25 protein-coding genes are annotated in these 20,543 nt (G+C 66.8%); 13 read left to right on the forward strand and 12 right to left on the reverse strand.

What is annotated here, in order from left to right; translation table 11 throughout:
- The first annotated feature begins 1,017 nt into the window (after window positions 1-1,017).
- Complete coding sequence (locus NS283_RS08180) at window positions 1,018-1,905, forward strand: hypothetical protein (RefSeq protein ID WP_058596371.1); 888 nt, start codon at window positions 1,018-1,020, stop codon at window positions 1,903-1,905.
- A gap of 819 nt (window positions 1,906-2,724) precedes the next feature.
- On the opposite strand, the gene NS283_RS08185 is transcribed toward NS283_RS08180, so the two are convergent.
- Entirely contained in the window at window positions 2,725-3,864 is a 1,140-nt protein-coding gene (locus NS283_RS08185; RefSeq protein ID WP_206542547.1) for an AAA family ATPase, read from the reverse strand.
- Window position 3,865: 1 nt separating this feature from the next.
- Window positions 3,866-4,603 carry a DUF6414 family protein gene (locus NS283_RS19085; RefSeq protein WP_206542548.1) on the reverse strand — a complete coding sequence of 246 codons (738 nt, stop codon included), beginning with the start codon at window positions 4,601-4,603 and terminating at the stop codon, window positions 3,866-3,868.
- A gap of 136 nt (window positions 4,604-4,739) precedes the next feature.
- On the opposite strand from NS283_RS19085, the gene NS283_RS08195 reads away from it, so the two are divergent.
- On the forward strand, window positions 4,740-5,489 hold the full coding sequence (locus NS283_RS08195; RefSeq protein WP_241492213.1) for an alpha/beta fold hydrolase: 750 nt from the start codon (window positions 4,740-4,742) through the stop codon (window positions 5,487-5,489).
- 335 nt (window positions 5,490-5,824) lie between these two features.
- Window positions 5,825-6,133, forward strand: a complete 309-nt coding sequence (locus NS283_RS08200) for a hypothetical protein (RefSeq protein WP_058596373.1) — start codon at window positions 5,825-5,827, stop codon at window positions 6,131-6,133.
- Window positions 6,134-6,208: 75 nt separating this feature from the next.
- Here the strand turns inward: NS283_RS08200 and NS283_RS08205 are convergent, their stop codons facing one another.
- The 7 genes from NS283_RS08205 to NS283_RS08230 form a co-directional block, all read right to left on the reverse strand.
- Window positions 6,209-6,619 carry a RidA family protein gene (locus NS283_RS08205; protein WP_058596374.1) on the reverse strand — a complete coding sequence of 137 codons (411 nt, stop codon included), beginning with the start codon at window positions 6,617-6,619 and terminating at the stop codon, window positions 6,209-6,211.
- A gap of 203 nt (window positions 6,620-6,822) precedes the next feature.
- Window positions 6,823-7,191: a hypothetical protein gene (locus NS283_RS08210; RefSeq protein ID WP_136587133.1), complete on the reverse strand. Its 369-nt coding sequence runs from the start codon at window positions 7,189-7,191 to the stop codon at window positions 6,823-6,825.
- Between the two features lie 55 nt (window positions 7,192-7,246).
- On the reverse strand, window positions 7,247-7,498 hold the full coding sequence (locus NS283_RS08215; protein ID WP_058596376.1) for a hypothetical protein: 252 nt from the start codon (window positions 7,496-7,498) through the stop codon (window positions 7,247-7,249).
- 77 nt (window positions 7,499-7,575) lie between these two features.
- On the reverse strand, window positions 7,576-7,938 hold the full coding sequence (locus NS283_RS18635; protein WP_153003311.1) for a GNAT family N-acetyltransferase: 363 nt from the start codon (window positions 7,936-7,938) through the stop codon (window positions 7,576-7,578).
- Window positions 7,939-8,035: 97 nt separating this feature from the next.
- Window positions 8,036-8,314 (reverse strand): hypothetical protein, encoded by a 279-nt coding sequence (locus NS283_RS08220; RefSeq protein WP_058596377.1) that lies wholly within the window; start codon window positions 8,312-8,314, stop codon window positions 8,036-8,038.
- Window positions 8,315-8,459: 145 nt separating this feature from the next.
- Window positions 8,460-8,888, reverse strand: a complete 429-nt coding sequence (locus NS283_RS08225) for a hypothetical protein (protein ID WP_058596378.1) — start codon at window positions 8,886-8,888, stop codon at window positions 8,460-8,462.
- A 59-nt stretch (window positions 8,889-8,947) separates the two neighbouring features.
- Complete coding sequence (locus NS283_RS08230; protein ID WP_081317328.1) at window positions 8,948-9,328, reverse strand: nuclear transport factor 2 family protein; 381 nt, start codon at window positions 9,326-9,328, stop codon at window positions 8,948-8,950.
- A gap of 306 nt (window positions 9,329-9,634) precedes the next feature.
- Here NS283_RS08230 and NS283_RS08235 point away from each other — a divergent pair, with 306 nt between their 5' ends.
- From NS283_RS08235 to NS283_RS08260, 7 genes are all read left to right on the forward strand, one after another.
- Entirely contained in the window at window positions 9,635-11,140 is a 1,506-nt protein-coding gene (locus NS283_RS08235; protein ID WP_081317329.1) for a class I adenylate-forming enzyme family protein, read from the forward strand.
- Window positions 11,141-11,179: 39 nt separating this feature from the next.
- Complete coding sequence (locus tag NS283_RS08240) at window positions 11,180-13,009, forward strand: DUF3556 domain-containing protein (protein ID WP_058596380.1); 1,830 nt, start codon at window positions 11,180-11,182, stop codon at window positions 13,007-13,009.
- On the forward strand, window positions 13,006-14,451 hold the full coding sequence (locus NS283_RS08245; protein WP_058596381.1) for a phytoene desaturase family protein: 1,446 nt from the start codon (window positions 13,006-13,008) through the stop codon (window positions 14,449-14,451). Before NS283_RS08240 ends, NS283_RS08245 begins: the two co-directional genes overlap by 4 nt.
- Window positions 14,448-15,737 (forward strand): PucR family transcriptional regulator, encoded by a 1,290-nt coding sequence (locus NS283_RS08250; RefSeq protein WP_058596382.1) that lies wholly within the window; start codon window positions 14,448-14,450, stop codon window positions 15,735-15,737. The genes NS283_RS08245 and NS283_RS08250 overlap by 4 nt, the downstream gene beginning before the upstream one ends.
- 221 nt (window positions 15,738-15,958) lie before the next feature.
- Window positions 15,959-16,360 (forward strand): alpha/beta fold hydrolase, encoded by a 402-nt coding sequence (locus tag NS283_RS19230; protein ID WP_058596383.1) that lies wholly within the window; start codon window positions 15,959-15,961, stop codon window positions 16,358-16,360.
- Window positions 16,361-16,603: 243 nt separating this feature from the next.
- Window positions 16,604-16,741, forward strand: coding sequence for a hypothetical protein (locus NS283_RS18880; protein WP_193752650.1), 138 nt, complete (start codon window positions 16,604-16,606; stop codon window positions 16,739-16,741).
- A gap of 135 nt (window positions 16,742-16,876) precedes the next feature.
- Window positions 16,877-17,134, forward strand: a complete 258-nt coding sequence (locus NS283_RS08260; RefSeq protein ID WP_058596384.1) for a hypothetical protein — start codon at window positions 16,877-16,879, stop codon at window positions 17,132-17,134.
- 48 nt (window positions 17,135-17,182) lie between these two features.
- Here the strand turns inward: NS283_RS08260 and NS283_RS08265 are convergent, their stop codons facing one another.
- Window positions 17,183-17,584 carry a hypothetical protein gene (locus tag NS283_RS08265; RefSeq protein WP_058596385.1) on the reverse strand — a complete coding sequence of 134 codons (402 nt, stop codon included), beginning with the start codon at window positions 17,582-17,584 and terminating at the stop codon, window positions 17,183-17,185.
- A gap of 367 nt (window positions 17,585-17,951) precedes the next feature.
- On the opposite strand from NS283_RS08265, the gene NS283_RS08270 reads away from it, so the two are divergent.
- Complete coding sequence (locus NS283_RS08270; RefSeq protein ID WP_081317331.1) at window positions 17,952-18,305, forward strand: VOC family protein; 354 nt, start codon at window positions 17,952-17,954, stop codon at window positions 18,303-18,305.
- 25 nt (window positions 18,306-18,330) lie between these two features.
- Here the strand turns inward: NS283_RS08270 and NS283_RS08275 are convergent, their stop codons facing one another.
- The gene (locus NS283_RS08275; protein ID WP_058596386.1) at window positions 18,331-18,726 is read right to left on the reverse strand and encodes a carboxymuconolactone decarboxylase family protein; all 396 of its coding nucleotides are present in this window, start codon (window positions 18,724-18,726) and stop codon (window positions 18,331-18,333) included.
- Window positions 18,723-19,118, reverse strand: a complete 396-nt coding sequence (locus tag NS283_RS08280; protein WP_058596387.1) for a MerR family transcriptional regulator — start codon at window positions 19,116-19,118, stop codon at window positions 18,723-18,725. The genes NS283_RS08275 and NS283_RS08280 overlap by 4 nt, the downstream gene beginning before the upstream one ends.
- Window positions 19,119-19,236: 118 nt before the next feature.
- On the opposite strand from NS283_RS08280, the gene NS283_RS08285 reads away from it, so the two are divergent.
- Both NS283_RS08285 and NS283_RS08290 read left to right on the forward strand, forming a co-directional pair.
- Window positions 19,237-19,848 (forward strand): LysE family translocator, encoded by a 612-nt coding sequence (locus tag NS283_RS08285; protein ID WP_058596388.1) that lies wholly within the window; start codon window positions 19,237-19,239, stop codon window positions 19,846-19,848.
- Between the two features lie 46 nt (window positions 19,849-19,894).
- Window positions 19,895-20,341 carry an AAA family ATPase gene (locus NS283_RS08290; protein ID WP_058596389.1) on the forward strand — a complete coding sequence of 149 codons (447 nt, stop codon included), beginning with the start codon at window positions 19,895-19,897 and terminating at the stop codon, window positions 20,339-20,341.
- Window positions 20,342-20,543: the final 202 nt, after the last annotated feature.

Consider the following 20,543-nt stretch of genomic DNA (forward strand, 5'->3'; position numbering starts at 1 on the left):
TCCCCCTCTCCCACCCCGCCGGGCGGGGTGGGAGAGGGGGAGTTTACGTGGGTGTTACATGAGCGAGAAGGTCAGGGCGGCCGCACGCCAGTCTTCCAAACTGATGGTGCGTTCCGTTGGATCCCATGCAAACACTGGGATCGCCCGACAATTTAGAACCGAGATCCCGACCAAAACCCGTCCGACCCGCTGCGGGGCGGTGAGAACTAGCCGGGAAATGCGGACCTGTACGTCATTGGTAATGCCTCTGTCTTCCGGGCAGATGATGCGAGTTCGATTCTCGTCAGCCCTCCGAACCTCCGCCTCAACGGCTCAGCGTCGCACACGGCCAGCTGGCTACGAGCGGTGCTGTGCCGTCCCGATATGGTGAGCCTGCGAGCTTGTCCGTAGACGCGCCTCCGCCGCCGCTATGGTGGTTCGACGCGACTGCGGCTCCGGGATGGCTTGACCGGGTAGCCCTCGTGCTGACCGTCGTGAGACTCATCATTGGGCGTGGAGGCGTGGTCATCAACAAGGCAGAAGACCGGGATGGCTACACCGCCGACACCAAAACGGGCCAGCACAAGCGCGTCGAGCTTCTGGAGCGCGGCCGAAAGGCTCTGGAGTTGATGCCTCACGCCATCGGGCACGCTTCCCTGTCCCCGAGGCGAACGAGCCGAGCGGATGCCGCGACGTAGCCTCCAGGTGCGTGGAGCGCAGCTTGCGCAGTCGCTGGCTACGCTAACTTTCGCGTCCCGATGTCCTACACGGGTCTCAGTCTGGTCGCCGAAGCGGGAGCTTCCGAACGCGTGATCCACGAGCGGGCCGATCACGCCTCCGCTACCAGCAAACGCCGTTACCTTCACACAAACGAGCGGATGCACGCGAACGCTGTCGAAAGAGTAGACGCGATGTTATCCAAGCTGCGCGATAAGGCTTCCTGACCTCCCTCCGCATGCGGGGCGCGGTCCGACGGGCGGTGTCAGTGGCCGCCTCTAGAGTGCCGGTGGAGGCTATGCCTCGAAACCGGGGGGCTAAATGCTGAGTTCTCGCGAGTGGGCAACACTCATCATCATCTTCGCTGCCATCGTGGCGATATTCCTATGGCCGAAGACCAGGCGGGGTGTAGTCCCGCACCTCAAGCCATTGGTGACAGCGGCATTCGCGCCGCGCCTAGTTGCCGTGTATCTGCTCGTCCTCGCAATGTGCGTCTTGTCCACGCTCATTGCGAGGGCGGTCGGCCTTTGGGAGCCCGCGCTTCTGAAGGACACGGTTATCACAACCTTCACAGTGATACTGCCGATGACCTTCCGCTCAATGAGCTTCAAGACGGGCGACGCTCTGACTCACCGCCTTATCCGCGAAACGTTGACGCTCGCGGCGCTGCTCACTCTCTACTTGGACACTGCCCCTCTTGCCCTCGGATGGGAGATTGTGGTCCAGCTCGTGGCTATCTTCTTCGGTGCTCTCACCGCGGTGGCCGCGACCAAGCCCGAGTGGGCCCCGGTCCAGCGGCTGTGCGATGTCGTTCTGGCGTTGTTGGGTACGTTCCTCATCGTCTGGACGACGGTGCGCCTGTTCCAGGAGCCGCCTGACTGGGCAGAGTTCTTCCGCTCGTTGTTCTTCGGCTTCTGGTTGCCGCTCTCTCTCCTCCCCTTCTTTTACCTATTTGGTTTTTACGCACGCACAGATAGCGTGCGCGCTCGGGCACGAGCTTTCGGCCGACCGCTGACGCCCGCGCTCGTTGCTGCCCTCCTCGTCGGCACCCGGCTGCGGCTGGGCTTGCTGGCGAAGTTCACCGGACGGTACAGCGACCTCGGGCGCAAGTCGGGTTTAAGAGAGGGCCTGGCCTACATGCGCTCGTTTCGTGAGGACGTTGCGCGGCGCGAGCGAGAGGAAACAAGAGCGACTTCGCACTCTGGATGAGCACACCGGTAATAGCGGTCTAGATGACCACGGTGCGCACCTGGATCGCCGAGAGTTCGACGTCACTAAAGACCGCCTCGACTGGATCTGGACATGTCAGAACGGCCAGTTCGATCGGCAGGGAGGGCGCTACTGGACGGACCTTCTTGATTGGATCGTTGACGCCGAGAAGCACGGACTCCCCCGGGCGCACGGCTTCGCCGTAGAGGTCACCCGAGACGGTCAAATGTTTCGCGCCTGGCGGCGCACGCCGGGTGGTGCGGTGCTGGGAGTAGGGGCGCGCGAGCGGGGCTCCAAGTTCCTCTTCCAGGGCGAGGAGCCGCCGACGCAATGGCCGGGTGAAGCCATAGCTTGGGTTGACGCCATCCGCGCGGAATGGCCTCCCGACTGGCACCGCAGCGACCGGTCACGACTGTGAAGTACTGGCAACAGAGGTCAACACTTAGCTCGGTGTCCGTGGGCATCTATCCGGGTCGAGGAGGGCAACGGGACAACTGCGTCGACCGGCGCAGCTTTCAGATCATTTGCGGGTCTTCCTTGCGCTAGATCGGGCAGTTCGTTCCTGCTCAGTTCGTAGCTGTCTGGTGAGCGAGCTCGGGTGATCGGGGCTGCCTGAATAGGTGAAGGGCGACGTCTGGCGGTCGTTGTCGATCGTCGGGATGGACCAACGTGCTCAACCAGCAGCGGCATCGGACGTCCAGATCTCCGAAGATGTCGTCGTAAGTCGTCTGGGGCTCTTGCGCTCCGCTCATGCTCTGGTCTGTTGGATCGGAGCCCGCGAGCTTGAAAATCGGGTCGTGGCTCGTCTCATCTGCGGACCTAAGTGCTCCTAGCGCTAGCGTCGGTTTCGCGCCCGTCTTCGAGCACTGCACGCACAAGAACCAGCGAAATGACTTCGTCCACCAGCTTGCTGAGCTTGCGAACGTTGCCCGGTCCATCGGCCAGGGGGTACAACGTGGTCTTGATGTCGTCCACGCTCAGGCGCTCCTGCTCGTCGGGAGCGAGAGATAATGTGCGCGCATCGACCAAGCGATCGATTACTTGCTTTATCTCATCCTTCGACAGAGCCGTGAACCGCACAAGAGAATCGAAGCGCGAGTAGAGCGCGTCTCCTAGCGCTTCCCGAATCTCAGACTCAGAGTTGTAGTTCGACGTGCAGATGATCAGCGACGGCCCCACCTGCACGGTATAGTTCTTGTCCTCGAAAATGCCGCCATCGAACAGTTGGTAGAACGCGCTGTGGAAGACGGAGTTCGCCTTGTCGAACTCGTCAATGAGGATGACTCCGGACTCGCGGTCCAGTAGGTCGCGTGCGAACGACGCCTCGGAGTGGGACCCACCGAACACGTACGACGCAAACTTGTCGTTGTGGAACATCGAGAACTGCTTGCGCAGCAGTGTTCCGCCCAGAAGCCCGTTGATGAACTGGGCGGTCTCTGTCTTCCCTACACCCGACGGGCCATAGAACATCAGGACAACCGGCTTTGCGCGTTGCGCCGTCGTGAGCGAGTACATCGCTGCGAGCAATGACTCTCGGACGCTCTCCTGGCCCACAAGATGGCCCGCGAAGCCATCACGAAAGCGAACGAGCGTTTCCCGCGTCACCGCCGGATAGTCATATCGCTTGATGTCAGTATTGAGCTCCCTTGCCAGCTGCGTCTCGATGTGAGCAGGTGGATTGTGAAGGACGAGTTCCTCGGGATCGATCGGGCGGACGAGCCCGATGAAGTTCATGATCGCGTGCTCCTGAATGCTCGCGTAGTCGCTGGACTCAGCAACCACACGCGTGAGCCGCGGGCCTGAAGCGACGCGTCCAGTCTCCTGGCCCTCGGCTGTATGAACGATGCGACGCCTGGCTTCGTCCCGCTCATTGACAATATCGAGTAGGTACTCACAATCAGCCGTTCCAAGTTCGTCACGGAACCAGGAGAGCGGGCCGTAGTAGATGGTGACTTTCATGTCACCCGACATGCTCAACTCCGGCGAGCAGTACGTCGTATACGTCGAGAAGCTCCGAGCCGGGGGTGGGGGTTCCGTCAATGAGTTCTACTGCGGTCACGAGCTCGTCGCCCGCGTTAAGTGACATCTCAGCCTTCATGCCGAGGTCGCTTTCGGCGGTCTGGCCGACGAGGATGCCATGGAAGACGAGGCGCATCCGCCCGAGGTCGGCGAGGCCGTAGCTATTTCGGAAGGCTCTGATGTTGAAGCGAAGGATACGCTTTGACCCGTCAGGCCCGATGCCGAAGAGCTCGTAGTACCCCTTAGCACCCGTCAGGGCTTCATCGAGACGCGCTAGGTCCAGGGGAAGCCCGTCCATCTTGAGGACCACCATATACGGCGTGTACATCTTCATGTACGCCATGGAATCCTTCGGCGCGGCGACCCGTAGGTCTCGCAGTTGGAGGACGCGTTGGTCACCCTCACTCTTCTCGAGGTAGTCGGTGAGTATCGTGTTCGAGAGCGTCTTGTTGAGGATGCTGCGACCAGCAGCGGACAGTCCGGCACCGGCGCTGACCTCCGCTGAGCCGCCAAAGAATGGCAGCCAACTCAGCTTGGCGATCAGGCTCGTTTCCACATCGGCGTGCGTACTCTTCGCTCGCTCCTTGATGTTCTCTCGTGTCGAAGTTTCCTTGCCGCCCGCCGAGATGTCGAGGTAGTCCGACGCGGACTCCTCGTCGAAGTAGACGATCTTCGTCATCGTTCGCGCGGATTGTTTGTCTTTGTCTACTGCCATCAGTGCATTTCCCCCATGTCGACCCTGATTATGACAGCGGTCACCGACATGTCGGGTTATCCCCGAACCTCAGGATGCCGAGAGCCCGGCGTGCCATCTCGTGCCCTCGCTCCCGGGATTCGGCTATTCCGACAAGCCCGCCGAAGAGGGATGGGGCACCGAGCGCATCGCGGCCGCGTGTGTGCAGCTCATGGGCAGGCTCGGGTACGGCCGCTTCTTCGCTCACGGGGGCGATTGGGGTGGGCCGGTCGCCATCGCCCTCGGTGGCCGGTTTCCAGCGCAGGTCATCGGCATCCACACGACAACCGCGATCGCGCCGCCCGGGCTCAGCTTCGACGTGCTCGACGAGACCGAACGCCAATGGGTCGAGCACACCCGCGCCTTCCAGAGGAACCGTCTCGCGTACGCGAAGGTCATGGCGACCTCGCCGCAGACGATCGGGTACTCCCTGGTCGATTCGCCCGTCGGGCTGCTCGCGTGGATCCTCGAGAAGTTCTCCGAGTGGAGCGACACGGTCGACTCGCCGTTCGAGACCATCTCGCGCGATCGCTTCCTGGACAACGTGACGTTGTACTGGCTCACCGCGACCGGGGCGTCAGCTGCGCGGATTTACTTCGAGAGTCATCAGTCGCTCGACCCCGACCTGCGGGTGACGGTGCCCGCGGCCCTGACGACCTACCCGCACGACATCGAGAAGCATCCGCGGCCCTGGGCGGAGAAACGGTTCCGCCCCATCGTGCGATGGCGGGCGCCCGAGGCGGGCGGCCACTTCCCCGCGATGGAGATGCCGGGGGACTCCGTGCGCGATCTGCGGGAGGGGTTGGCGGTGGTGCTCGCGGCGTCGAAGTGAGACGTCGTGACCCTTCTCGCTCGAGCCCTGGGGACGCGCCGGCGGTGTCGACAGCGAGGCTGATGGTGGCGGCAACTCTTGGGGTTGCAGCCTCCTCGCGCGGTGTCGGCCCCGGCGTGCTGGCCCACGCCAGACCAGCACAGGCTCACGTATGCGAAAACCGAGACGAGCGCCGGATGAATTCTCCGGCCAGGCACGGTGAATTCTCCTCCGCGCGCATGTTCGCATGCCTAGCGTGAGCTCCACGGCTCGCCGAACCACGCAGGTGCTCGTATGGCGGGGTGACTCTCGGCGGCCGTCTGTGTAGATGGCACCGGCGCGAGAGGACACAGCCCATGACTCAGACCAACCGCGAGGATCGCCCTCTCGTGCTTCGGCCGCTATCGGTTGCTTCAGCTCTTTGGGTGGTCGCCGTCGCCGCCACGCTGACGGTCTTCGTGCAGGTTTCCGAAGCGGCCCGTACGGCAGTCGCCACTGTCGTCATCCCTGGTTCCTTTGTCGGGTTGCCCCTATTCGAAGGGTTCCGTGACGACGATCGGATCGGGGTTCATTCGGAGTGGGGACTGCTCGTCATGCTTGTCGTGCCGGCGGTGCTCGGCATCCTGATCCCCCTCGTGGTGAGAGCGACGTCCGTCCGGAGATAACGCCACTTCCTGAGGGGCTCGACGTTCTGACCTCAACCGTCGTGCGAGGTCCTGATGAGTCGGCGCTCCCTCGTCTCAGTGGTCGACGACCGCCGCAACCGCCTCGATCTCGACGAGCTGGTCGTCGTAGCCGAGCACGGTCACGCCGAGGAGCGTGCTCGGCACGTCGTGCTCGCCGAATGCCTCCCGGACGACCTCCCACGCCGACACCAGGTCGGCCTGGCGGGTCGAGGCGACGAGGACGCGCGTGCTGATGACGTCCGTGATCTCCGCGCCGGCCTCGCCAAGAGCGATCCTCATGTTCTCGACGCACTTCGCCGCCTGGGCTGCGTAATCGCCGACGCCCGCGGTCGTGCCATCGAGGTTCAGCGGGCAGGAACCGGCGAGGAAGATCAGCCGCGCGTCGGCGGGAGCGGTGGCGGCGTACGCGTACTCCGCGCTGTCGGAGAGGGCGGTCGAACGGATGAGCGTGACGGCGGAGGGCATGTTCTGACCTTTCGACGGCGGGCGCAGAGGACGTAGGCCATTAGTGCGATCGGAGCGTCCGAGTCCCGGTGCAGCGACGACTCCAGGCGGTTGCGTACCTCTTCACCGTAGATCGGGCAGCTGTCGTCACCGGAGAGCCGCGCGCTTCGAGCGGACGCGGCTGTCGCGAGGATCCCCTCAGCTTCTCGGCATCCGGTCGCCCGTCATCGCGCCCACCGTTCCCGCTCCGGCACCGGAGACCACGGCCACCTCTCCTCGGCACCCGCCTGCACCGGCTTGTACGCCGGCCGGCCGCGGATGCACAGCCCGTAGAACCACGTCGTCCCGCACGCGGCGCAGTGCGCGAAGAGGACGATCGTGTACTTCAGGTCGGATTCGGCCAGTGGCACCATGTCGCGGAGGGGGACGTCGGCGCGGAGGACATGCATGCGTCCGTCGTCCAGCCGCTCGGCGAGTCGATCCTCGGCCGTACGGATGACCAGCTCGCGCTCGCCGTAGCTCATCCGGTACTCAGCGACCGACGTGCAGACGTCGCAGTCGGGGAGTGGGGGATCGGGCGAGAGAGGTGGCATCCCTTGATGCTCCCTGGCGCCGTGAAGAGCGGTACGCCTCCCGCGACCGGTCGAATCACGTCGGCGGTGTGCCCGAACGACCTCGCGGATACATCACCACTCCGACCGTGATCACTGCGCTCCCGATGACCAACAAGACGGACGTGGACAACCACAGGGGAACACCTCGGGCACTGGTGACGGTCGGGTCTCCCAGCGCCAGGAAGATCGTCAGAAAGACGAGGCCGACGAAGAGGATCATCGAGCCGACGATGATGACGAGCTGCGCCGTCGTCCGCGTCACCGGCGGTTGCTTGGGCTGGCGCATGCGCAGATCGTACCTACGGCGAGCCAAGGACGCTTCGCGGAACGCTGGCCCGGTCTGCCCGGTGGGTGCGTTCGCTGTCATCGGCAGGGAGTAGGTGTTGCCGTCGAGGCCCGCGGTGAGGTGCGCCTCGGCGTGCTGCCCCAGCCTCCCGGGTGTCGGTGGCGAGAGCTATGGCCGCGCACGGTCGGATCGACGATCAGTCGGCCGATGCGCAAAGCGTCATCGGCCGGGGTGAGCTGCACGTGGCCGACGGGCTCGCCCTCTCCGGTGTCCAGCATCCAGGCGGTCGCGCCGGGTCGTTTGTGCAGATCGTCGAGGTCGCGCGGGAGGAAGGGCCACGTCATCCACGGGCCGGCGAAGGCGTAGAGAGCCTCGGCGTCGGGAACCCAGCTCGCGATGACAGGCAGGTCTGTGTTCGTCCGGGGGCGTAACGATTGCACGATCCTCACCGTAGACCGGGCCGCGCAGGAACCGCTGCCGCCATCGGAGAACCGCACGCTCCGAGCGGGCGCGGCTGTCTCAGGTGATGAGCGGGCTTCAGCCTGTCGGCAGCTCTTCGGCGGCGGTGGGTCGCCCGCGCACCGTTGCCGCCGAGATGATCAGAGCGCCGCTGACGACAGACGCGGCAATCACCGCCGACCCGATCAAGATCGCGGCGAGGAGCGATTGCCGAAGGCGCAGACTCTCGCATGTCGCCGCGTCGTACACCACTCCTTCGCACGCCCCACCCGGAACGGTGCCCGCGAAGAGGGAGATTCCGGCGATCAGCGCGATAGCGCACGCGGCGAAGGCGACGAGGGAAAGAATCACACGCATGAGGACCCAACGTTGAGCGTGAACGACAGCGTCCTCGGGCAAGGCGCTGCATACAACGTATCGATCGTGCGCGTCTCGCCCTGAACACGTGGCGAGAGCAGAACGATTCCTCACCCGTTGCGCGAAGGCGTCGCGCTTGCTTCTCTCACGCCATTCTGAGCGAGCCCAGCACGACATCGACCTGGTCCGCGAGGTGGTCGTCGTCGATGGGAACGGAGCCGAGAACAACCACCCGATTCGCCCCCAAAGCAGCGCACACCGCGACGACCGCGAACGCGTCGGCCGTGCCCCGGACGACGGCGCAGTCGATCCCCGCCAGCGTTCCGTACTCGACATGGTCAATGTGCACGTGCGGTTCGCTCGCGTGAACGACACTCATCATGTCCACGCCATAGTCGCGCACCGTCATCACGCCGATCTCACGATGCGCGACGACGCGGACGACCGCCTCGCTCCATCGCGCCGTCAGCAGGGGATCGTCGCCGCCTGTGCCGTGCTCGATGCGTGCGCCGGACGGCACGTCGATGGTGAACGCCTCCGCCTTCGTCGTACGCAACTGGGGAGGCGTCTCCACCGAGGGAAGCTCGTCGGGAACCCGGAAGGCCACTCGTGAGTGTGTGAACAACACCCGACTCACTGCACCGGTTGGACGCTGCCGGCGACGACCTGCCACCGCCCATCGATGATCGACCAATAGCGGAGGTAGTTCATCTTTCCTTCGACGTGGTGACCGTCGTCGATCAGCCGTGCGTCGATCAATGAGTCGACCCGAGCCCTCCCCGCGTGCTCTCGTGTTGATCGATGCAGCTCGAGCAACTGCTCGAAGCGAACCGCTCCGGTCGAGTGGGCGTTCAGGTCGGCTTCGCGGTCGGTCACCGAGCCATCAGGAAGCTCGAACGTCAGACCCTCGAAGAGCAAGTCCTGCAGGGCATCCGTGTCGCTGCGTCGCATGGCTTCGTGGAGGGCGTCCTGGGCCGCGTCGACGGTGCGCCCCGACGCATCGCGCGTTGTCATGCCCCGAGGCTAGCGCGGGTAGGAATGGCCCCGGACGCGCTTTGCAACAGTCCCGACGGGGTTGTGCTCGTTCCGCTCAACGACGACGACCATTCCCGACAACGGGAAGCCGATAGGCCGGGATTCCCCCCCCCGGCCGACGAACCGCCCCACCCGTGCACGGTGCACACCTCGCGGTGTGAAGTTCGCCACCCGCGCCACTGTGCTGCCCAGCCGACCTTTCTAGCGTGAGGGGAGCGCGAAGACGCGCACCAGAACGCTCGAATCGCGTCCGACGCAGCCGTCGGCGCGGGGAGGTGAACGACGATGTCTCTCGACGAACTCGACACTCGCACCACGACACCGCTCTCGGTGTCCGGCCTCGCGCATCTGCCGTGGCGGAGCCCCTCAGCCGGGACCGGTCGGCCCGCTGTGCGTGACGTGACCGAAGAACTCAGCTACAGCGGACTCGAACGGCGGGCGGCCGCGTGCGCGGAGCAGTTCGCCGCGCGCGGCATCGGACGCGGGGACGTGGTGGCGATCATGCTGCCGAACTCGGTCGCGTTCCTTGCCGCGATGCTGGGCGCCTGGCGCGTGGGCGCAGCCGTCACGCCGGTGAACCCCACGTTCACGGAACGGGAACTGCGCTACCAACTCGACGACTCGGGAGCGCGTCTGCTCGTGACGGCCGGCGCCCCCGCGGTCGAGGTCGAGACGTTGGCGCCGGCGGACCTCGCGCGCATCCCCGACCGACCCGTCGACGACCCGCCCATCACCCCCGACACACTGGCCCTGCTCGTGTACACGAGCGGCTCGACGGGCCAGCCCAAGGGCGTCATGCTCGATCACGCCAACCTCAGCGCCATGGCCGCCTCCCTCCGCCGCCACATCGAGCTCGGACCCGACGATCAGGCGCTGCTCGTCCTGCCCCTCTTCCACGTCAACTCGCTCTGCGTGAGCTTCCTCGCCCCCATCAGCGCGGGCGGCAGCGTGTCGATCCTGGAACGCTTCGCCCCCGGCACGTTCCTCGACGCGATCCAGCGTTATCGGCCCACCTACTTCTCGGCGGTGCCGGCGATCTTCGCCCGCCTGGCCGAGGTGCCGCGGGAACAGATTCCGCGCCTCCCCTCGCTGCGCGTGGCGATCTGCGGCGCCGCGCCGGCCAGCGCCGAACTCCTCGCCCTCAGCGAGGAGCGATTCGGCATCCCGATCCTCGAGGGCTACGGCCTCACCGAGGCCACGTGCGCCTCGGCGTGCAACCCGCTGTGGGGCGAACGCAAGCCGGGCACCGTCGGTCGCGCGCTCCCGGGCCAACAGATCGCCATCCTCGACGACGAGGGCCGTCTCGTGCCCCCGGGCGTGCGAGGCGAGGTCGCGATCCTCAGCCCGACCGTCATGCGCGGATACCTCGGACGACCGGATGCCACGGCCGAGGTGATGCGCGGAGGATGGCTGCGGACGGGGGACATCGGCATCCTGGACGAAGACGCCTACCTGACGCTCGTCGATCGGGCCAAGGACATGATCATCCGCGGCGGCGAGAATCTGTACCCCAAGGAGATCGAGGCCTTCCTCGCCACGCATCCCGCGGTGCTCGAGGCCGCGGTCGTGGGGCGTCCCGACCCCGTCTACGGCGAGGTTCCGATCGCGGACGTCGTCCTCCACCCCGGCGAGGCGGTCACCGAGGACGAACTGCGCGCTCACTGCGCGCAGGGTCTCACCAAGATCAAGGTGCCCGCCGAGATCCGCATCGTCACGGATCTCGTACGCAACCCGGTCGGCAAGGTCGACAAGCCCGCGATGCGCCGCGCGCTCGCCGCGGCCGCCGCCTGACCACTTCTCTTCCCCCATCCCGTCACCGAAGGAGTTGTCATGGGATTCAAGACAGCGGATTTTCCGCCCGTGGATACGACCACGTTCCTGCACCAGCCGCTGCGCGAGCGGATCAGGGCGCTGAGCCTGCACTGGGTGGAGTACGGCTTCGGTTCACCCCGCATGATCGCCGCGACCTACGTCGTCAAGATCGTCGTGCTCTGGCTCCTCGTCGGCAGCATCATCATCACCGCCACGAGCGGCGTGGGATGGTTCTGGCAGGTCGACCAGTGGTGGAATCAGCCGATCGTCTACCAGAAGGCGATCATCTGGACGATGCTGCTCGAGGCAGTCGGCTTGGCCGGTTCGTGGGGGCCGACGGCGGGCAAGTTCAAGCCCATGACCGGTGGCATCCAGTTCTGGGCGCGGCCGGGCACGATCCGGCTGCGGCCGTGGGCGTGGGTGCCGGGGACGGCCGGTGACACCCGGACGGTGTTCGATGTCGTCGTCTACCTCGGATTCCTCGCCGCGCTGGCCGCGGCGCTCGTGCTCCCCGGCACGGTGACCCCCGCGCTCGCCGCGGCGCTCCCCGAGAACACGAGTGGGTTGGTGCAGACCACTCCCGTGATCGTCGCGATCGCGCTCCTGGTGATCGTGGGCGTTCGCGACAAGACGATCGCGGTCGCCTCGCGCATCGAGCAGTACCTGCCGGCGCTGGTCTTCTTCGCCACGCTGTCGTTCGTCGACATGATCATCGCGCTGAAGCTGCTCATCGTGACCGTGTGGGTGTGCGCGGGCATCTCGAAGTTCGGCAAGCACTTCGTCAACGTCATCCCGCCGATGCTCAGCAACACCCCGTTCTGGCCGCCGCGGTGGCTCAAGCGCGCGCTGTACCGCGACTTCCCGCGCGACGTCCGCCCGTCGAAGCTCGCGCACTTCATGGCTCACGCCATGGGCACCACGGTCGAAATCGCCGTTCCGCTCGTGCTGCTGTTCTCACAGAACTTCTGGGTCACGCTTGCCGGGGTCGTCCTCATCGTCGGCTTCCACCTGTTCATCTTCTCGACGTTCCCGCTCGCCGTCCCGCTCGAGTGGAACACCCTGTTCTGCTACGCCGCGGTGTTCCTCTTCCTCGGATTCCCCGCGCAGTCGGGGTACGCGGTCACCGACTTCTCGAATGGGTGGCTGCTCGCCGGGATCGTCGCGGCGCTGCTCTTCTTCCCGGTGCTCGGCAACCTGCGCCCCGACAAGGTCTCGTTCCTGCCGTCGATGCGCCAGTACGCGGGTAACTGGGCGTCGGCGCTGTGGACCTTCACCCCGGGAGCGGAGCAGAAGCTGGATGCCGTCATCCGGCCGACCTCGAACCAGGTCGATCAGCTCACGCAGCTCGGTTACGCCCCCGAGATCGCCGAGATCACGATGCAGCAGACGCTGGCCTGGCGTTCGATGCACAGCCAGGGCCGCGGTCTCTTCTCGGCGCTGTACCGGGCACTGCCCGACATCGAGACGCGCACCATCCGCGAGGGCGAGTTCGCCTGCAACTCGGTCATCGGATTCAACTTCGGCGACGGACACCTCCACGACGAGTCGCTCATCCGCGCCCTGCAGAGCCGCTGCCATTTCGAGCCCGGGGAGTTCGTGGTGGTATGGGTGGAGTCCCAAGCCATCCACGCCAACTTCCAGGAGTACAAGGTGATAGATGCGGCCCGGGGTGTCATCGAGCGGGGACGGTGGCGCGTGGCGGATGCCGTGGCCGCCCAGCCGTGGCTTGCGGACGGCCCCATCCCGCTCGAGCGGTCCTGGCGTGCCGACGCGGCCGGCCGAGTGGCCGACGTGACGAACAGCGTCCGCACGGTCTCGCGGAGGCGGGGAGAGCGGGTACCGAAGTGACGAGAGCGGTGGTCGTGGGCAGCGGTCCGAACGGACTGGCCGCTGCCGCGACCCTGTCTGCCGCCGGGCTCGACGTCCACGTCATCGAGGCGGCGGAAGAACTCGGGGGAGGGGCGCGCAACAGCGAGCCCCTCCTCGCGGGGCTCATCCAGGACCATTGCGCCGCGGTGCACCCGATGGCCGCGGGGTCGCCGTACTTCGCCGACCTCGACCTGCCCGAGTCGCCCTGGGTGCTCCCCGAGATCGACTGCGCCCACCCGCTCGACGACGGCGACGTGGTGCTCCTGCGCCGCTCCATCGACGACACCGCGGCCGAGCTCGGGCGCGACGGCTGGCGGTGGCGGGCGATGTTCGGGCCGTCGTCCCGATCGTTCGCGGCGCTGTCGGAAGACATCCTCCGCCCGCTCGTCGGCATCCCTCGTCATCCCTTCCTCCTCGCGCGCTTCGGGGCGTCCGCGGCGCTGCCCCCGCTGTGGACCTCGCGCGCCTTCGCCGAGGAGCGGACGCGCGCGCTGTTCCTGGGCGTCGCGGCGCACGCGTTCCAGCGCCTCGACCAGCCGCTGGTCGGTGGAATCGGCGCGGGCATCATCACCGCCGGGCACGCCGTGGGGTGGCCCGTCGTCGCGGGCGGAACGGGAACGCTCACCGCGGCGGTGATCGCGCGGCTCCGCGAGCGCGGCGTGACGTTCGAGACCGGGAGGCGCATCCGGTCCCGACGAGACCTGCCCCCGCACGACGTCGCCATGCTCGACGTGCACCCGCACGCCGTCGCCGAGATCCTCGGGGGGAGCATGCCCCGTCGCACGGCCGAGGCGTTCCGGCGGTTCCGCCCGGGGCCCGCGGCCTTCAAGGTGGAGTTCGCCGTCGAAGGCGGTGTGCCGTGGCGGGCGGAAGAGACCGGCCGCGCGGGTACCGTGCACCTCGCCGGGTCGGCGCGCGAGATCGCGGCGGCCGAACGTGACGTCGCCGAGGGACGGATGCCGGAGCGCCCGTTCGTCCTCGTCGGGCAGCAGCACGTCGCCGACCCGCAGCGCTCCGTCGGGGACGTGCACCCGTTGTACGCCTACGCGCACGTGCCCGCCGGATACACGGGGGATGCCACCGAAGCCGTGGTGTCGCAGATCGAGCGGTTCGCGCCCGGATTCCGGGATCGCATCCTGGCGATGCGGGTCATCACCGCGACGGAGTGGAGCCGGCGGAACCCGAACTTCGTCGGGGGCGACATCCTCACCGGCGCGAAGACGCCGCTGCAGTTCACACTCGGTCCACGGATCACGGCCCAGCCGTACGATACGGGGGTGCCGGGCTACTACCTCTGTTCCGCTGCCACGCCCCCGGGGCCGGGGATCCACGGCCTGTGCGGGGTGAACGCCGCCCGTCGCGCGCTGCGCGGCATCGTGCCCACGCCCACGGGACGGTCGGCGGAGGTGCAGCCCGCGTGACGACGGCATCCGAGTCCGAGGCGGGGCACGCCGACGACGTGGCCGAACTGCTCGCGCTCGTCGCGCGACAGCTCGACCTGCGCATGCCCGAGATCGTCCGCGAGATGCGCGACCTCCTGGCATCCCGTATCGACGACCTCGGTGGCGATCCGCAACTGGTCGAGATGCTGCAGGCGAGCATCGAAGGCAACGTGACGACCATCTGTCACATCCTCGCCAACCACATCGACCTCGACAGCCTGCAGCCCACGACCGCTGCTGTGGAGTACGCAGCGCGCCTCGCGCAGCGCGACGTGCCGCTGTCGGCTCTGACGCGCGCCTACTACCTGGGGCAGAGCATGTTCCTGCGCCTCGGGATGGACGAAGCGGAGCGTCTGGGCGTCGCGGACCGGGTCAAGATCGACGTCGTCCGTGAGATCGCCGATGTCGTGCACCGCTACATCGACTGGATCCTGCAGCTCGTGACGGGCGTTCATGAGCAGGAGCGCCGACGCTGGTGGAGCACGCGCGCGACCCTCAACGCCAGCATCATCCTGAAGGTGCTGCGCGGAGACTCCCTGCCGATCCGCGGATTCGCGTCGGAGACCGGGTACACGCTCGCGCAGGCGCACCTCGGGGTCATGGCCTGGTCGGATGTGAATGCCGAGGAAGCGGCGCGCCAGCACGAGATCGACGTTCTGCTGCGCCGGCTGGCCACGGTGGTGCGCTCTCCCACACCGCCGCTGATCACGGCGGTGGACCGGTCGACGGCGTGGGCGTGGTTCGGGGCACCGCTCCTCGACGCGGGCGTTCTCGCGCAGGTCGAGGAGCTCGTGGCGACGGTGCCCGGCGTCCGGATCGCGCTCGGCGAGCCGGGTCACGAGGTCGAAGGCTTCCGCCGAACGCACGAGCAGGCCGCGATCGCGCGGCTCGTCGCTCTGTCGTCGCCGCGCTACCGCGATCGCGCGGTGGTGTCGTACGCCGACCCGCAGGTCGCTCTCGTCCAGCTGCTGACGAAGGATGCGACGGCGACGGCGACGTGGGTGCGCGAGGTTCTGGGCGACTACGCCGGTGCCGGCGAGCATGCCCGCTCGATGCGCGAAACCGTGGCGGCGTACTACGCCGCCGACAAGAACGCGGTGCGGGCGGCGGAGCACCTCGGCGTCCATCGCAACACCGTGCGGCAGCGCGTCGATCGGTTCGAGGGCTCGGTCGGCGCGCGCGGGGTTGATCCTCTGCAGGTGGCGCTGGCACTGCGGATCTACGATGACCTTCCGCTCGACGGAGCTGACGCGCACCACACGTGACGGACGTTGCGCCGCTCAGTGTGTCCATGCGCCATCGACTTTCGCCACCGGCGTGTGCTTCGGCGGGCTGGCCCCGCGTCGCGGGTGTCGGTGATCGCTACGGTGGGGATGTGGACGATTCGGCGCAGCCCCTCACCGGTGTGACGCCGCCGAGAGGGCGATTCGTCGAGGTGGAGGATCGTCGCCTGTGGGCGGACGTCCGGGAAGGGCCTAGCCCGTGCGTGGTCTTCCTGCCTGGCTCAGGCGAGATGGGTCTCGACCTGTGGCTGAGCTTCGACCGCCTGACCCGATCGCGCGCCGGGATCATCTACGACCGGGCTGGCACCGGATGGAGTTCTCCCGTTGCTCTCCCGCGGACGGCGGCTGCTGTCGCCGAGGAGCTCGAGGCTCTCCTTCGCGCGGTGGACGTACAGGGGCCCGTCGTCCTGGTCGGTCACTCCCTCGGGGGTGCGTACGCGCAGCGCTTCGCGCAGCTGTTCCCCGACCGCGTCGCCGGAATGGTCCTGCTTGACCCCGTGCACGGCGCGTGGAACGAAGCGATGCCCGAGCGGCTGCGCATCAAGCCCAACGCCTCGACGTCCGTCGTCGTGACGGACGAGCATCGCGCCGCCGCTCGGCGATAGAGAGAATCGGTCACCACCGACCTTCCGCCGCGCATCCGTCAGCTCGTTCGCGAGCGCCACGTCGCCGACGGCCTGAGGACCGGACCGCGAGAGGGTGCGAACTTCACCGAGATCCTCGACGAACTGGGCCCCGGCCCTTTCGCCGCCCCGACGATCGTTCTGCGCGCGGGTGCGATCGATCCGCTGCAAGCGCAGTTCCGTAGCGCCGACGACCTCCGCGAGCAGGGTGACGCCCTGCGCCGCATGTACGAGGAGGCTCTGCCCCCGGGGTCGCTCTGTCGTGAACTACCGACAGCGACGCATTCCGACATCGCTCTGCTGTTCTCCGCGGACGTTGCCGCCGCGGTCGACGACCTCGACGCGGTGCTGCGCGATCGCTGAGACCCGCTGCTCGTCCTCGGGGCGCGGGCGGTTCGGCACGGCCCGGGTGTTACGTCCCGCTACGCCCTCCGCGGCCTGAGTCGCCGGCATCCCGTAGCTTCATCTCACCAACCCCCTCCGAAGGCAGGTGAAGCCATGTCCCGCACGATCTCGTCGACAGTCCACCCGATCCAGCGCTGCATGGCAGCCTCGAACCCGTCCGCGTGGTGGGACGGCCTCGTGGTCGACGCCGACGGCGCGACCGTGACCGTGGCACTGCTGAACGGCACGACGACGGAACTGCGGGTCGTGGGACCCGCGGTCGACATCGCGGTGGGGGAGCCGGTGGCCTACCACCCGGTCGCGGAACTCCTCAGCGCCGCCGCGATCACCACGACCGCGCGCGTCGCGTAGCCGAACGGCCGCCGACGAAACGTCAGCGGCCGCGCGGGAAGAGAGCAATCAGGCAGACATCGAGGCCATCATGGCCTCGCACTTCATGACCATGTCGTCGCAGGCCATGGCGCAGTAGCGGCACATCTCGTCCATGTCGGCGTGGGCGCGGCACTCGGCGGCGCACGCCTTGCCCATGGTCATGCAGGCAGTCATCATGGCGCTCATCACGTCCATGTTCATCCCGGCCGGACGCATCATCATGTGCATCGTCGCCTGAGCCATCTCGACCATGTTCGAGCACATGGCGCAGCACGTGGCCATCTCGGGGCCGTGCATCATGTCGCTGCCGGCGCACATCGCCGCGGCCATCGCGCAGGCGTTCAGGGACTGCATGCATTCCTGCATGGCATCCATGTCCATGGTCATCTCGCCCATGTCCATCGACTTCATCATGGCCATCGTGTCCATTGCTTCTCCCGAGTGCTCGTTGTGACGGAGGGACCGGATGCCGCGGAGGACCCGGCTTACTCGAATGCTACGCCGAGGGCGTCGGCGCTCGACAGGGCTCTGAGGAGGTTCATCAACGGTGGCGGTGCGCTCACCAGGCGCAACCTCGGAGGTCGACGGTTTCGTCCGGCCACGACGACGCGTCTCGGCCCATGATGCGATGCGGCACGTGCCGGCGGTGCATCGGACGTTGCGCAATCTCGGTCGGACCGACGGCGATCAGCGTGAGATGAGCGAGTCAGATCCCGCGCCCCCTCGACGTGGGGGATGCGAACGGACACCATGGCGGGAGACGCTAACCGGTTGCCGCCGAACAAGGGAGGTCGCGATGTTGATCGTGGGATCCATCGTCATCCGTGTCGACGATCTCGCCCGTCAGGAAGCGTTCTGGACGGCGGCTCTCGGATACGAACGCCGCAGCGCGTCGGAAGACTTCGTGCTGCTCGGGCCGCCGGGAGGCGGGGGGCCCAACGTCTCGCTCGACGCGATGCGGTCGACGAGGGTGCTGCCCCCTCGCATCCACCTCGATCTCTACGCCGACGACCAGGCGGCCGAGGTCGCACGCTTGAGCGCGCTGGGCGCCCGCGAGGTGGAGTGGAGTCGTCGGCCCTCGGATGCCGATTTCATCATCATGGAAGACCCGGAGGGCAACAGGTTCTGCGTCATTGATGGCGGGGGCTGAGCGCCCGGACGATCTCAGCTGTTCCTCACCCCACGGGCAGCAGCCCGCGCTCGGCGAACACCTTCTTCGCCGCGAACGTCGCGTTCAGCGCCCGGGGAAAGCCGCAATAGACAGCGGCATGGAGCATCGCCTCGGTGATCTCCTCCGGTGTGAGCCCGACGTTGAGCGACGCATTCACGTGGACGTCGAGCTGGGGCTCGCACCCGCCGAGGGCGGTCAGGATGCCGAGGGTGACGAGTTGGCGCTCCCTCGGCGCGAGTGCCGGGCGGGCGTACATCTCGCCGAAGGCCCACGCGACGACCTGGTGAGCGAGTTCCGGGGAAACATCGGCCAGCGCATCGATGACCTTTGTGCCGGCGTCGCCGTCGATGGCATCCAGAACCTTCTTGCCGGAGGCGAACTTCTGCTGGCGATCCGTCATGGCTTCTTTCCTTCTCGCGTGGTGAGGATGCGGCGATAGACGCGCACCTTGTCGTCGAGCGCCTTCTCGTGGGCGCGGAGCGCGGCGATCTGCTCTCGCACAGCGATCTGATGGGCCTCGAGGAGGCGGAGGCGGTCGTCGATCGTCGCGTCGCCGAGCTGCCGCAGGTCGGCGTATTCGCGCATCTGCGCGATCGGCATGCCGGTCTGGCGGAGTCGGAGCAGGAAGGCGACCCAGTCGACGTCGACCGCGCTGTATCGGCGCTGGTTTCCGGCGTTGCGCGCCACGGGGCGGATGAGGCCGGCGCGCTCGTAGTAGCGCAACGTGTGCGCGGTGACCCCCGTCGCTTCCGCCATCTGCGCGACGGTCAGGAGCGTCTCGTCGTCTGCCATGCGGTCAGGCTAAGAGTTCGAGCGCGCTCGAAGTCAAGCGGGGGCGGAACGGAGCACGGCGTCAGCGGGCCGGCGAACGCGGTACTGTGCGGAAGCAACGACCCTCGGAGGAACTTCGATGAGCATTGCCTTCCTGCTGACCACCCTCGTCGTGGTCGCCACCCCGGGCACGGGGGCCGTCTACTCCATCGCCGCCGGGCTTTCTCGCGGCACCAAGGCCGGCATCATCGCCGCTTTCGGTTGCACTCTCGGCGTGATCCCGCACATGATCGCCGCGATCACCGGACTCGCTGCAATTCTGAACGCGTCGGCGATTGCGTTCCAGACCATCAAGTGGCTGGGTGTCGCCTACTTGCTCTACCTCGCCTGGCAGACCTTCCGCGACAAGTCGCTGATCGACGTCGACGCGAGCGCGGAGCCCGTCTCGTTCTGGCGCGTGATCCGAACCGCCGTCTTGATCAACCTGCTCAACCCGAAGCTGACGATCTTCTTCTTCGCTTTCCTGCCGCAGTTCGTTCCCGCGGGCGAAACCAACGGCACGTGGCACATGGTCTGGCTCAGCCTCGTGTTCATGGCGCTGACGTTCGTCGTGTTCGCGCTCTACGGCGTCTTCGCCGCGACGATGCGCACCCAGGTGATAACTCGGCCGAAAGTCATGGCGTGGCTGCGCCGCACATTCGCGGCGACCTATGTTCTGCTCGCCGGACGGCTCGCTCTCGAGTCGCGGTAGGGGCCACCGGCGATCGGTCCCAGAGGTACCGCGTTAGCGTGGCCCTGTGGCAAGAGTCCTCATCACCGGAATGTCGGGCACCGGGAAGTCGACGGTGATCGCCGAGCTGGCGCGTCGCGGTTACCGGACCGTCGACACCGATGACGACGGGTGGACCGACGGGAACGGTGGCCCCTGGGACGAGGCACGCATGGCGGAGTTGCTGGCGACAGAAAGCATCGTCGTCGTCTCGGGAACGGTCGAGAACCAGGGTCGCTTCTACGACCGATTCGAACACGTGGTTTTGCTGAGCGCGCCGATCGACGTGCTGATCGCGCGGGTGCGTTCGCGGACGAACAACCCCTACGGTCATTCCCTGGAGCAACAGGGAGAGATCCGGCGCTACGTCGCGGAGGTCGAGCCGCTGCTTCGGCGCGGCGCGACAGTCGAGATGGACGCACGCTTGCCGGTAGATCGGCTCGTGACGGCGATCTCGCATCTCGCGGATCGATGATGGCGGGGCGGGACGGACAGGTCTCGTTCGGGTTCCCGAAACGCTGAGAATGCGTGACGCCCGCCGCGGAAATGCGGGAGTTAGGGCACCCTAAAAACTGACAATCGCGCTCACAGCTTGCGCTCAGGAATCGCGATGTCGAAAGCTGAGTGCAACGAAGGGGAGTAGCTCCGGGCCGCGCGCGGTCCGCGGCGATGTCGAC

Origin of the sequence: Microbacterium testaceum (assembly GCF_001476285.1) — a bacterium.
Lineage (GTDB): Bacteria > Actinomycetota > Actinomycetes > Actinomycetales > Microbacteriaceae > Microbacterium > Microbacterium testaceum_B.